10 protein-coding genes are annotated in these 12,730 nt (G+C 66.5%); 9 read left to right on the top strand and 1 reads right to left on the bottom strand.

Translation table 11 applies throughout. The annotated features are described in order from the left end of the window. The 8 genes from ilvN (at position 1) to LFT44_RS12220 (ending at position 11,074) form a co-directional block, all read left to right on the top strand. On the top strand, positions 1–513 hold the full coding sequence (ilvN, locus tag LFT44_RS12255; protein ID WP_141160110.1) for an acetolactate synthase small subunit: 513 nt from the start codon (positions 1–3) through the stop codon (positions 511–513). Positions 514–598: 85 nt separating this feature from the next. Beyond that, positions 599–1,624 carry a ketol-acid reductoisomerase gene (gene ilvC, locus LFT44_RS12250; protein WP_236798695.1) on the top strand — a complete coding sequence of 342 codons (1,026 nt, stop codon included), beginning with the start codon at positions 599–601 and terminating at the stop codon, positions 1,622–1,624. Positions 1,625–1,750: 126 nt separating this feature from the next. Continuing rightward, positions 1,751–3,340: a phosphoglycerate dehydrogenase gene (gene serA / locus LFT44_RS12245; RefSeq protein ID WP_236798694.1), complete on the top strand. Its 1,590-nt coding sequence runs from the start codon at positions 1,751–1,753 to the stop codon at positions 3,338–3,340. Between the two features lie 234 nt (positions 3,341–3,574). Then, positions 3,575–6,373, top strand: a complete 2,799-nt coding sequence (locus LFT44_RS12240) for an ABC transporter permease (RefSeq protein ID WP_236798693.1) — start codon at positions 3,575–3,577, stop codon at positions 6,371–6,373. Beyond that, a complete protein-coding gene (locus LFT44_RS12235) occupies positions 6,370–7,125 on the top strand; it encodes an ABC transporter ATP-binding protein (RefSeq protein ID WP_141160114.1) in 756 nt (251 codons plus the stop codon). The genes LFT44_RS12240 and LFT44_RS12235 overlap by 4 nt, the downstream gene beginning before the upstream one ends. Before the next feature lie 34 nt (positions 7,126–7,159). Beyond that, positions 7,160–8,716 carry a methionine--tRNA ligase gene (metG, locus tag LFT44_RS12230; RefSeq protein ID WP_236798692.1) on the top strand — a complete coding sequence of 519 codons (1,557 nt, stop codon included), beginning with the start codon at positions 7,160–7,162 and terminating at the stop codon, positions 8,714–8,716. 80 nt (positions 8,717–8,796) lie between these two features. Further along, a complete protein-coding gene (locus LFT44_RS12225; protein WP_236798691.1) occupies positions 8,797–9,849 on the top strand; it encodes a 3-isopropylmalate dehydrogenase in 1,053 nt (350 codons plus the stop codon). Positions 9,850–9,961: 112 nt separating this feature from the next. Then, positions 9,962–11,074 carry a branched-chain amino acid aminotransferase gene (locus LFT44_RS12220; RefSeq protein WP_236798690.1) on the top strand — a complete coding sequence of 371 codons (1,113 nt, stop codon included), beginning with the start codon at positions 9,962–9,964 and terminating at the stop codon, positions 11,072–11,074. Between the two features lie 81 nt (positions 11,075–11,155). On the opposite strand, the gene LFT44_RS12215 is transcribed toward LFT44_RS12220, so the two are convergent. Beyond that, positions 11,156–11,749 carry a hypothetical protein gene (locus LFT44_RS12215; protein ID WP_236798689.1) on the bottom strand — a complete coding sequence of 198 codons (594 nt, stop codon included), beginning with the start codon at positions 11,747–11,749 and terminating at the stop codon, positions 11,156–11,158. A 120-nt stretch (positions 11,750–11,869) separates the two neighbouring features. Between LFT44_RS12215 and LFT44_RS12210 the strand changes: the two genes are divergently transcribed. Next, complete coding sequence (locus LFT44_RS12210; RefSeq protein ID WP_442863644.1) at positions 11,870–12,727, top strand: MBL fold metallo-hydrolase; 858 nt, start codon at positions 11,870–11,872, stop codon at positions 12,725–12,727. Positions 12,728–12,730 lie beyond the last annotated feature (3 nt).

The following is a 12,730-nucleotide window of genomic DNA, read 5'->3' as shown; positions in this document are numbered from 1 at the left end:
ATGACCCGCCATACACTTTCCGTCCTGGTTGAGGACAAGCCCGGCGTCCTGACCCGCGTGGCCAGCCTGTTCGCCCGCCGCGCCTTCAACATCAACTCCCTGGCCGTTGGCCCCACCGAAGTTCCGGGTGTTTCCCGCATGACCGTGGTGGTCGACGCCGACGGCGACCTCATCGAGCAGGTCACCAAGCAGCTCAACAAGTTGGTCAACGTCATCAAGATCGTTGAGCTCACCCCCGAATCTTCCGTACAGCGCGACCACATCCTGGTCAAGGTACGTGCGGATGCCGCAACACGCCTGCAGGTAACCCAGGCCGCAGACCTGTTCCGCGCCTCAGTGGTTGACGTATCCACCGACTCCGTCGTCATTGAGGCCACCGGCCATCCCGAAAAACTCACAGCCCTGCTTTCAGTGCTGGAGCCCTTCGGCATCCGCGAAATTGTGCAGTCCGGCACCCTGGCCGTTGGACGGGGATCCCGCTCCATGAGTGACCGGGCGCTCCGCTCCGCCTAGGCGTCAAGCCCGCGGCGGCACCCGCGCCCGTAACCGCAGCACCGCAAGACCACTATCTACACACCACTCAAGAGGAGTTACGCAAGTGACTGAAATGTTCTACGACGACGACGCCGATCTCTCGATCATCCAGGGCCGCAAGGTTGCCATCGTTGGCTACGGTTCCCAGGGCCACGCCCACGCGCTCAACCTGCGCGATTCCGGCGTCGAGGTCGTCATCGCGCTGAAGGAAGGCTCCAAGTCCATCGCCAAGGCCGAGGACGCCGGCTTCCAGGTCAAGAACGTTGCCGACGCCGCCGAATGGGCCGACGTCATTATGATCCTCGCGCCGGACCAGCACCAGCGCTCGATCTACAACGACTCCATCAAGGACAACCTGAAGCCGGGCAAGGCCCTCGCATTCGCCCACGGCTTCAACATCCGCTTCGGCTACATCCAGGCACCGGAAGGCGTTGACGTCATCCTCGTCGCGCCGAAGGCTCCCGGCCACACCGTGCGCCGCGAATTCGAAGCCGGCCGCGGCATCCCGGACATCATCGCCGTCGAGCAGGACGCCACCGGTTCCGCCTGGGAGCTGGCCAAGTCCTACGCCAAGGCCATCGGCGGCACCCGCGCCGGCGTCATCAAGACCACCTTCACCGAAGAGACCGAAACCGACCTCTTCGGCGAGCAGGCTGTCCTCTGCGGTGGCGTGTCCCAGCTGGTCCAGTACGGCTTCGAAACCCTGACCGAAGCCGGCTACCAGCCGCAGATCGCCTACTTCGAGGTCCTCCACGAGCTCAAGCTCATCGTTGACCTCATGTGGGAAGGCGGCATTGCCAAGCAGCGCTGGAGTGTTTCCGACACCGCCGAGTACGGCGACTACGTCTCCGGTCCGCGCGTCATCACCCCCGAGGTGAAGGAAAACATGAAGGCCGTCCTGGCCGACATCCAGTCCGGCGCTTTCGCCAAGCGCTTCATCGAGGACCAGGACAATGGCGGCGTGGAGTTCAAGGAACTGCGCGCCAAGGCAGAGCAGCACCCCATCGAGGCTGTGGGCCGCGAACTGCGCTCCCTGTTCTCCTGGCAGCAGCAGGACGTCGACTACGTGGAAGGTTCCGCTGCCCGCTAAAGCTGGCCGCCCAACCATATAGAACGCCACCGGTGAGGCCGGGCTCACACTTAACAATGTGAGCCCGGCCTTTCCGTCGGCCTAGACTTGTTTCCATCCCCAGGACTGCAACGCAGAGGATCAGCCGTGTCAAAACCCGTAGTACTGCTCGCCGAAGAACTTTCCCCCGCCACCGTCGAGGCCCTCGGCCCGGACTTTGAAATCCGCCAGACCGACGGCGCCGACCGTTCCCAGCTGCTCTCGGCGATCAGTGACGTAGACGCCATCCTGGTCCGCTCCGCCACCCAGGTGGACGCCGAAGCGATTGCCGCGGCCAAGAACCTCAAGGTCATCGCCCGCGCCGGCGTCGGCCTGGACAACGTGGACATCAAGGCCGCCACCCAGGCCGGCGTGATGGTGGTCAACGCCCCGACGTCCAACATCGTTTCCGCCGCGGAGCTCACTGTGGGCCACATCCTCAGCCTGGCCCGCCACATTCCGCAGGCCAGCGCCGCCCTCAAGGACGGCGAATGGAAGCGCTCCAAGTACACCGGCATTGAACTGTTCGAAAAGAAGATCGGCATCATCGGCCTTGGCCGCATCGGCGCCCTGGTGGCAGCCCGGCTCAAGGGCTTCGACACCAAGATCCTGGCCTACGACCCCTACATCACTTCGGCCCGCGCAGCGCAGCTGGGCGTTCAGCTGGTCACCCTGGACGAGCTGCTGGCCCAGTCCGACTTCATCACCATCCACATGCCCAAGACACCGGAGACGGTGGGCATGCTGGGCGCCGACGCCTTCAAGAAGATGAAGAAGACCGCCTATGTGGTGAACGTGGCCCGCGGCGGGCTGGTGGACGAGGAAGCACTCTTCACCGCACTGCAGGACGGCGAAATCGCCGGTGCCGGCGTTGACGTCTTTGCCAAGGAGCCCAGCACCGACCTGCCGTTCTTCAAGCTCGACAACGTCGTGGTCACCCCGCACCTGGGCGCCTCCACGGACGAAGCCCAGGAAAAGGCCGGCGTCTCCGTGGCCAAATCGGTCCGCCTGGCCCTCGCCGGCGAGCTGGTCCCGGACGCGGTCAACGTCGCCGGCGGCGTCATTGCCCCGGACGTCCGCCCGGGCATCCCCCTGATCGAGAAGCTGGGGCGCATCTTCACCGCGCTTACCCACGCATCCCTGACCCAGTTCGACGTGGAAGTGGCCGGAGAGATCTCCACCCTCGACGTCAAAGTCCTGGAGCTGGCGGCGCTGAAGGGCATTTTCGCCGACGTCGTGACCGAGCAGGTGTCCTACGTCAACGCTCCGGTCATCGCCGAGCAGCGCGGCATCAACGTCCGCCTGATCACCACCCCGGACACCGAGTCCTACCGCAACGTGCTGACCCTGCGCGGCGCCCTCAGCGACGGCAGCCAGATCTCCGTGTCCGGCACCCTGACCGGACCCAAGCAGATCGAGAAGCTGGTGGGCATCAACGGCTTCGAGGTCGAGATCCCCATCAGCGAGCACCTGGTGGTGGTTGCCTACACCGACCGTCCCGGCGTCATCGGAACCATCGGCCACATCCTGGGCATGAACAACATCAACATTGCCGGCATGCAGGTGGCGCGCTCCAACGAGGGCGGCCAGGTCCTGGCGCTGCTGACCATCGACAGCTCCGTGCCCCAGCAGGTGCTGGACGCCATCAAGGCCGGGATCGGCGCTGAAATGGTCCGGGAAGTGGATCTGGAAGACTAGCGCCGCAGGACCAGCGCGACACACCGGCCGAAACGCCGAAGCCGCTCCTCCTCCGCAAGGGCACGCCCAAACGGAGCCACATATGATTGGCCGGTCTGCTTACAATGGCTAGGTCCTGATTCAGGACCGTAGCCGGCAGACCGGCCAATACCTTTTGCACATCCGTCCGTCATTGTCCACGTCTGCCCGGGCGGATGGACGTGTGCGCACGCAATCCAGGTTTCAGGGAGTTCCATGAACGCCGTCCAGAGGTTCATCAGAAGCAGGGTGCTGCTGTTGACCGCGGCCATCTTGATCGCAGCCATGTGCTTGTCGGTCCTCGTCCAAAGCCAGTCACAGGCTGCGCTCCACCGGACGGTCGATGAAAACTCAAGGGGGCTCTACGACATCCTGGTCCAGGCCAAGGCTCCCTCCGGGGCACTCCTGCAGCCGGAGATCGCCAACGGCGCCGGCGGCATCGGCTTCGACCAGCTGGACTCCATCCGGAAGCTGTCCGGCACCTCTGTCGCCGCCCCGATCAGCCTGGTCTCGCGCGTCACCCAGAACCTTGAGACGCCCCGGTTGGACGCCATGGACTACCTGGGCTACAACGCCGGCCTGGCCGGCACCGCCACGTCCGACCAAGCAGCGGGCGCCACCGCCCCGGACAAGTGGCCCGCAGCCGAATCCGTGCTGACGGACTCGGCAAAGAAGTACCGTCTCACGGCCAGCGCCGTCAGCTCCGACGGCAGCTCCGAACAGACGCTGTTCAAGACCACCGCCGAAGGAACGCTGGGCAAGGCCAAGCTCGTGGAGGAGAAGGCGGCCGGCGGCAGCAGCATCCGCATCGCCGCACCCGCGGGGGAGACCGGCATCAAGTTCCCCGCCCCGGCCGGCGGCTCGGAGCACAACCTCTTCAACCTCTCGGTGGCACTCCCGCTTGCCCCTGAGGTCACTGAATCCGTGGTGGCCGTTGACCCCGCCGCCGAACGGTCCCTGCTTGGCTCGGCCGGCGACTTCCTGGCTCCGCTGGAAAAGGCGCCGCCCGCCGACGCCCGCGGCGCCGGCGCCGTGGGCCGCTACCTGGAAGGCCTCTTCACCAGCGGCATCAGCATGGACCAGCTCAAGGAAGGCCCCGACTTCCTGGGCGTCAAGCTCAAGTACTGGGCGCCCCTGATGACCCAGTACCAGCAGGCAAAGCGCACCGGACAGCTGACCAGCGCCTCCCAGGCCGTCCCGCTGATCGTCCGTTCCGGTACTTCGCTGGACCTGAAGTACAACGTCAAGATCGAGGAAATTGACGACGCCGGCAAGGTGGTCAAGGACGTCGGGACCGTTTCGAAGTCCCTGGGCAAGGACTACCTGCCGTTCGTCTCCAAGGATCCGTTCACGCTGTCGTGGCCGGGTTCGACCGACCATTCCTCGCTGCTGGGCGCCAACGGCAACTTCAACCCGGGCCTCTACACGCCGGCCAGGTGGAGCACCAATTTCGCCGGCGCCCCGAAGTACACCGACGGCGGCACCGCCTCCAACGGGGCCGTGGACAAGACGGCTGTGCCGGGCGAATGGGTCACCGTCAACCGCCTGCCGGACAAGGCGTCCAACGGCGCACCCGTTGACCAGACCCAGCGCAACCCGGTGGACGAGCGGTCCTACCGTGACAACCTGCCCACCGGCCAGCAGCAGGCTGCGCAGCCACTGCCCATGGTCTACGGCACATTCGACCCCGCTGCCGTAGAGGCGGCCTCGGGCGATGTCAACAAGCTTCCGCTGGGCGGGTACGACCCCACCCCGTTCACCCTGGTCAAGGACGCTGCCGGGAAGGACGTTCCCGAAGCCCAACTGAAGCCGTCGCTGAGCGCGACGGGACTCGCCAGCCAGTCCGCCGGTGCCATCACCGACTACTACGGACTCGCCGCAGCACGTGGCTACAAGCAGAACGCGGCCGTCATCGACGCCGTCCGCGTCCGGGCCAAGGCACCGGGCAGCTGGAAGGACGCCCAGCCCGAGGTGGAGAAGCTCGCCGCCGAGATCCGGGACATGGGCCTGGACGCGACCGTAGTGGCCGGTTCGGCCCGCGAGGACACCAGCATCTTCGTCCCCGGCTACTCCAAGGACGGAGCGGGCAAGGAATCGGCGCTGGGCACCGTCCAGCAGTCCTGGGTCCGGCAGAACGCGGCCGAGGCCGTCACAGGAGCATTGTCCGGAACCAACACCACCCTGCTCTTCCTGACACTGTGCGGGGCAGCCCTGCTGACCGGTGCATCGACCGTCAGCTACATCCGGAAGCGCCGCAGCGAAGCGGGCACTTTGCGGGCCATGGGCTGGACACAGCGGCGGATCCGCAGCTGGGTGCTTGAGGAATTCGGCGTGGGAGCCGTGCTGCTCGCCGCCGCCGGGCTCGTGCTCACCCTGCTGAGCTGGAGCCTTGCCACCGCTTTGGTGTGTGCCGCCGTCCTGGTGCTGTACTGCGCCGCGGCCTTCTTTGCCGCCCAGCAACTGCGCCACCGCGATGTGATCGACCAGGAGCCGCAGCATGACGAACGGCTCATCCAGGTCGATTCCCCGCTGACTTTCGCCAACCGGCAGCTGAGCACCAACAAGTTCAACACCCTGTCCCTGGCTGTCGCCGTCGGCGTCTTCGGTGCCGCAGTCGGCGGGCTGATCGCACTGCTGATCGACATCCCGCGGGCAGCCGGCGCCAGCGCCCTCAGCGGCCTGGCCGCAGCCAGCGTGACGCTGCCCAGCATCCTGCTGGCGCTTGCGGGCGTGGCCGTGGGCCTGGTGCTGACCCTGGTCACCGGCCGGTTCGAGCTCAATGCCAAGCGGCAGTACCTGGGCATCCTGCAGGCCATGGGCTGGAACCCGGACATGCTCCGCCAGGTCCGGTTGTTCGAAAATGCGCTGGTGGGAACCGTGGCCCTGCCACTGGGCGTGCTGGGCGCCCTTGGCATTGGCCTGCTGCTGGCCCCCTATGCAGCCATCTGGGCTGCCATAGCCGGGCTTGTGGCTGTAATTTGCTGGATACCGATTGCAACGAAAGTGGTCCAATGACAAACCCGACGAACGTCCAGCGGAGCCGCAGGAGCGGCTCCAACGAGGTCCCCCTGCAGACCCGGGCCAACACCATCGTCAAGTCGGCCGACCATGCCACCCCGCTGGAGATGCGCGACATCACCATCCGCTATGGCGGCGGCAAGGGCGGCGCCGAGGCCGTGAGCGTGGTGGAGGGCTTCGACCTGACCCTGCACGCGGGCGAGATGCACTGCGTTGCCGGCCGAAGCGGCTCCGGCAAAACCAGCATCCTGACTGTCGGCGCCGGGCTTACCCTGCCCACGTCGGGCCGCGTCTTCTGGGAAGGCGATTCCCTCGAAAGCATGGGCGACGACGAAATCGCCGACCGCCGTCGTGCCCTCATCGGCTACGTCGACCAAGGCGGTGCACTGATCGACGGAATGAGCGCCCTGGAGAACGTGCTCCTGCCTGCCGTCCCGGACGGCGAGGTGGACCAGCGCCGCGACATGGCCAAGGACCTGCTGGACCTGGTGGGCCTGGGCCGGCGCATGCGGCACCGTCCTGCCCAGCTGTCCGGCGGCGAACGGCAGCGCGTGGCCATCGCCCGCGCACTGATCCTGGGCACCAGGGTGCTGGTGGTGGACGAGCCCACCGCCTCGCTGGACCGTGCCTCCGCCAACCGCATCATCAGCATCCTGAAGGACACCACCTCGGACGGGATCGCCGTCCTGGTGGCCTCACACGACCACGAACTGGTCCGCCTGAGCGATACCCTGACAGAACTGATCTAGCCCACTCCACCGCACCGAAGGTAACCGTCCAACCGTGACTGCTCCAGAGAAAACGCCGTTCTACATCACCACGGCCATCACCTACCCCAACGGCGTGCCGCACATTGGACACGCTTACGAGTACATTGCCACCGACGCCATGGCGCGCTTCAAGCGGCTGGACGGCTATGACGTGATGTTCCTGACCGGCACCGACGAGCACGGCATGAAGATTGCCCAGACGGCGGAAAAGGAAGGCATCACGCCCAAGGAGTTGGTGGACCGGAACGCCGGAATTTACCAGGCGGCGCACTCCGCCCTGGGCATCAGCTACGACCGGTTCATCCGCACCACGGACGCCGACCACTACGCTGCGTCGCAGGCCATCTGGAAGAAGATGGAAGCCAACGGCGACATCTACCTCGACAAGTACGAGGGCTGGTATTCCGTCCGGGACGAGGCGTTCTACGCCGAGGACGAGACGGTGGTGAAGGACGACGGCGTGCGCTACTCGAAAGAGACGGACACCGAGGTGACTTGGACGGCGGAGGAGAGCTACTTCTTCCGGCTGTCCGCCTACCAGGACAAGCTGCTGGCCCTCTACGAGTCCCACCCCGAGTTCGGCGCCCCGCAGTACCGGTTCAACGAGGTGATCAGCTTCGTCAAGCGTGGCCTGGAGGACCTGTCCATCAGCCGCACCACCTTCGACTGGGGCGTCCCTGTCCCGGGCAACGACAAGCACGTGATGTACGTCTGGGTGGATGCGCTGACCAACTACCTCACCGGTGTGGGCTACCCGGACGTGGACTCGGAGAAGTTCCGGAAGTACTGGCCTGCCGACGTCCACATCATCGGCAAGGACATTTCACGGTTCCACGCCATCTACTGGCCCGCCTTCCTGATGAGCGCCGGGCTTGAACTGCCCAAGCGCGTCATGATCCACGGGTTCCTGCACAACAACGGGGTCAAGATGTCCAAGTCCCTGGGCAACGTAGTGGCCCCGGCGGACTTCGTTGCCCGCTACGGCCTGGACCAGGTGCGGTTCTTCTTCCTGCGCGAGGTCCCGTTCGGGGCGGACGGCAGCTACAACCACGAGGCCATCGTGGGCCGGATGAACTCCGACCTGGCCAACAACTTCGGCAACCTGGCCCAGCGTTCGCTGTCCATGGTGGCCAAGAACTGCGCCGCCTCCGTGCCCACGCCCGGTGCGTTCACCGCGGAGGACGACGCCATCCTGGCCCAGGCCAATGGGCTGCTGGAGGCGGCCCGCGCCGCCTTCGACAAGCAGGAATTCAGCCGCGCCCTCGAAGCCCTCTGGGGTGTGCTGCACCACACCAACGCCTACTTCGCCGAGCAGGCGCCCTGGGTGCTGCGGAAGACCGACGTCGAACGCATGAACACCGTGCTGTACGTGACGCTGGAGGTGCTGCGGATTGTGGCCATCCTGGCCCAGCCGGTGATGCCGAACGCCACGGCCAAGCTCCTGGACGCGCTCGGCCAGCCGGAAGGCGACGCGCGGCTGTTCAGAGCAATTGCCACCCCAATCGTGCCGGGAACTGGGCTGCCCGCTCCCACCCCCGTGTTCCCCAAGTTCGAGGAACCCGCGGAGTAGCAAAAGCAGGAGCGATGCGCTCGTGTCCAAAAGCTGAGACAGCTTGACCACCATATGGATGTCTTGGCTACCCTGAAAACATGAGCGCATCCTCCATCGATCTGGCAGTAATTCCCGGCGACGGCATCGGCCCCGAGGTCATCGCCGAGGCCCTCAAAGTCCTGGAAAAGGCGGTGGCCGCCGAGGGCGTGCAGCTCAAGCCGACGCACTACGAACTCGGCGCCGGACACTGGCTTGCCACGGGGGAGACCCTCCCCGAGCATGTCCTGGAAGACCTGAAAAAGCGCGACGCGATCCTCTTCGGCGCCGTGGGGGCCGCCCCGGGCGACACCCGCATCCCGTCCGGTCTCATCGAGCGCGAACTGCTGCTCAAGCTCCGTTTCAGCCTGGACCACTACGTCAACCTGCGGCCGTCACGCCTTTACGGCACAGTGGGCAGCCCGTTGGCCAACCCCGGGACAATCGACTTCATCGTGGTGCGCGAAGGCACCGAAGGCCCCTACGTCGGCAACGGCGGCACGCTGCGGGCCGGCACGCCGCATGAGGTAGCCACCGAGGTCTCGTTGAACACCGCCCACGGCGTGGAGCGCGTGGTCCGCGACGCGTTCCGCCGCGCCAGTGCACGGGAGCGCAAGCACGTCACCCTGGTGCACAAGCACAACGTCCTGGTCTACGCCGGGCACCTGTGGAAGCGCACCGTCGAAGCCGTCGCCCGGGAATTCCCCGAGGTCACCCACGACTACCTGCACATCGATGCCGCCACCATCTTCATGGTCACGGACCCGTCCCGCTTCGACGTGATTGTCACCGACAACCTCTTCGGCGATATCATCACCGACCTTGCCGCAGCCGTCACCGGCGGCATCGGCCTGGCGGCATCAGGCAACATCAATATGGACCGCACCGCACCGTCGATGTTCGAGCCGGTCCATGGTTCCGCACCGGACATCGCGGGCCAGGGCAAGGCGGATCCCACCGCGGCCATCCTCTCCGCGGCACTCCTGCTGGACCACCTGGGCTACACCGATGCCGCCCGGAAGATCGAAGCGGCGGTGGTTGCCGACGTCGAAAAGCGCGACGGCACCGCACGCAGCACCAGCGCCGTGGGCGACGCCATCACCGCCGGCCTGTAGCTGTACTGCCCCGGCGGGTTGCCGCCGGCTTCGGGCGTAAGCTTGTCTCGAATCACCAAATGCCGCCTCGTTGTTCAGCGCTGAGCCCCGGGCGGCCGATCGTGGAGGAACCATGACTCAGACCGCCCATGGCGTCGAATTCACCCGGCAGCCCTCGGAGAACCCGAAGTCCGCCGAAGAGCGTGCAGCCATCCTGGCGAACCCGGGATTCGGCAACTACTTCACCGACCACACCGCCATCGTCGATTACAGCGTGGACGCGGACGGCAACGGCGGCTGGCACGATGCCCGGATCGAACCTTACGGTCCGATCGTCCTGGACCCCTCGGCCGCCGTCTTCCACTACGGCCAGGAGATCTTCGAGGGCCTCAAGGCCTACCGGCACGCGGACGGCTCAATCTGGACCTTCCGCCCGGAGGCCAACGCGGCACGCCTGAACAAGTCCGCCCGCCGCCTGGCCCTGCCCGAACTGCCGGCCGAATACTTCCTCACCGCCATCCGTGAACTGGTGGCCGTCGACAAGGAATGGGTGCCCTCCGGCGACGGCGAAGCCCTGTACCTGCGGCCCTTCATGATCGCCACCGAGGCTTTCCTGGGTGTCCGGGCTGCCCGTGAGGTGTCCTTCCGGGTCATCGCTTCGCCTGCCGGCAACTACTTCGGCGGCGAGCTGAAGCCGGTTTCGATCTGGATCTCCCGCCAGTACGCGCGCGCCGGCCGCGGCGGCACCGGTGATGCAAAGTGCGGCGGCAACTATGCAGCCTCGCTCATTGCACAGCAGGAAGCGGAAGCCAACGGCTGCAAGCAGGTGCTGTTCCTCGACCAGGCCAACGACAACGCCGTCGAAGAACTGGGCGGCATGAACGTGTTCTTCGTCCTGAAGGACGGTTCCCTGGCCACGCCCGCGCTCACCGGCACCATCCTGGAGGGCGTCACCCGCATGTCCGTGATCCAGGTGGCCAAGGACATGGGCCGCGAAGTGGCCGAGCGCAAGATCACCCTGGACGAATGGCGCGACGGCGTAGCCTCCGGCGAGATCACCGAGGTGTTCGCCTGCGGCACGGCCGCGGTCATCACCCCCATCGGGGTCCTCAAGGACGACACCGAGTTCATCGGCTCCGAGGACGCCAAGGCCGGCGAGGTGACCATGGCCATCCGCGAAAGGCTCCTGGGCATCCAGACCGGCGTGGAACCGGACACCCACGGCTGGCTGACCCGCCTGGCATAGCCGGGAGTCTTCAAGTACGACGGCGCCTGCCGGACTTTGGTCCGGCAGGCGCCGTTCTGCCTTCCAGCCGACGGCGGGCGGTCAGCGCCGCGCTGCCTTCCGGGCGGCGTTCTTCATCGCCTTGCGCGAGACCGGCTTGAGTGCCTTGCGGGCAGCTTCCTCGGCGAGAGCCCGGTTGCGGCGGGCGTCGATGATGTCGTTCCAGAGCGTGGTGGCAAAAACGCCGCCGTCCTGGGCGTAGACGTCATAGGGGTAGCCGGCGTAGACGGAGGGCGTAGCGCCGCCAGTGAACAGGTCCTGGCTGTTGGCCTTGGCCACGGCGTCAGCCACTGCCCAGGCACGGGTCAGGTGGCGGGTCAGGTTTTCCTGGACGAACACGTTGGCGTCGCTGGACCGGGATGCCTGGTCCAGCAGGGCTTCCAGGTCTGCGGCGAGAATGGCAGCGCCGGCCTGCTCCGCAGGTGCGGGGGCCGCATCCAGTTCCGCCGTGATCCCGGAAACGGCTTCCGTCCAGTCCGCCGTGTCACGGAATTTCTTCCAGGTGGGAAACCAGACGATGCTGCCGGTGGCGTGGTTGTGGATGTGCAGGAGGCCGGTGGCCTTCTCGGTTGCCGAGTGGTCGTGGCCGTCCGCGTCCGCCTGGGCGAGAAGGTCTGCGAGTGTTGCTGTGCTCATGGGAGGGTATCCGGCTTCCTGGTGGGGATCGTAGGGCTGTCACTGGGTGCCAACTCCGGGCTGCTGCCGTTCTATTCCGCCGGTGCGTGGCGGACGCAGGCTGGGGAGCGGCCGACCTGAATGCAGGGAGGCCCCGCATGCAAGGATGGGTTCGTGACCTCTGATTCCGGCCCCTCCCTGCAGCGCAGCTCCGCGCTCACCCAGTTCATCCTGGCCCCCAATCCCGGACCCATGAGCCTGGACGGCACCAATTCCTACCTCCTGCGCGCCCCGGGCCATTCCCGCATAGTCGTGGTGGACCCCGGGCCCCAGGACGAAACGCACCTGGAGGCACTCGCCGGGGCCGGCGCCGTCGAACTCGTGCTGGTCACCCACCGGCACGCGGACCACACGGCCGGTTCCGCCCGCTTGCATGCGCTGACAGGCGCACCGGTCCGCGCCAAGGACCCGCTCCATTGCCACGGTGGGGGAGCACCGCTTCTGGACGGCGAACTGATCCGGGCGGCAGGGCTGGAGATCACCGTGCTGTCCACGCCGGGGCACACATCGGACTCTGTCTGCTTCCACCTGCCGGCGGACGGGGAATCCGGTGCAGTGCTGACCGGCGATACCGTCCTGGGCCGGGGAACCACCGTCCTGGACTACCCGGACGGCACACTGGGTGACTACCTCGCGTCCCTGGACCGGTTGGCTGCGCTGGGCCCTGCAACCGTCCTGCCGGCGCACGGTCCGGTGCTGCCGTCCCTTGAAGGCATCGTCCGCGACTACCGGACGCACAGGGAGGAGCGGCTGGCGCAGATCCGCGCTGCGCTCCACCGGCTGGGCCGGGACGCGTCCGCAGGGGAAGTGGCTGACGCCGTCTATGCCGACGTCGGGCCCTCCGTCCGGCGTGCTGCGGAACTGTCCGTGGCGGCGCAGCTTTCCTACCTCCGCGGCGGGAATGGCGGGAAGGACGACGGCGGCGGGACGGTAGGGTAGGAG

Source organism: Arthrobacter sp. FW306-05-C (assembly GCF_021801725.1).
Taxonomy (GTDB): Bacteria; Actinomycetota; Actinomycetes; order Actinomycetales; family Micrococcaceae; genus Arthrobacter.
This window is presented reverse-complemented; position numbering and strand designations above follow the sequence as displayed.

Coding starts and splice junctions, on each gene's coding strand:
- LFT44_RS12225 (WP_236798691.1), top strand. CDS start 8,797: ATGAGCGCATCCTCCATCGATCTGGCAGTAATTCCCGGCGACGGCATC.
- LFT44_RS12240 (WP_236798693.1), top strand. CDS start 3,575: ATGAACGCCGTCCAGAGGTTCATCAGAAGCAGGGTGCTGCTGTTGACC.
- LFT44_RS12215 (WP_236798689.1), bottom strand. CDS start 11,749: ATGAGCACAGCAACACTCGCAGACCTTCTCGCCCAGGCGGACGCGGAC.
- ilvN (WP_141160110.1), top strand. CDS start 1: ATGACCCGCCATACACTTTCCGTCCTGGTTGAGGACAAGCCCGGCGTC.
- LFT44_RS12210 (WP_442863644.1), top strand. CDS start 11,870: ATGCAGGGAGGCCCCGCATGCAAGGATGGGTTCGTGACCTCTGATTCC.
- LFT44_RS12220 (WP_236798690.1), top strand. CDS start 9,962: ATGACTCAGACCGCCCATGGCGTCGAATTCACCCGGCAGCCCTCGGAG.
- LFT44_RS12235 (WP_141160114.1), top strand. CDS start 6,370: ATGACAAACCCGACGAACGTCCAGCGGAGCCGCAGGAGCGGCTCCAAC.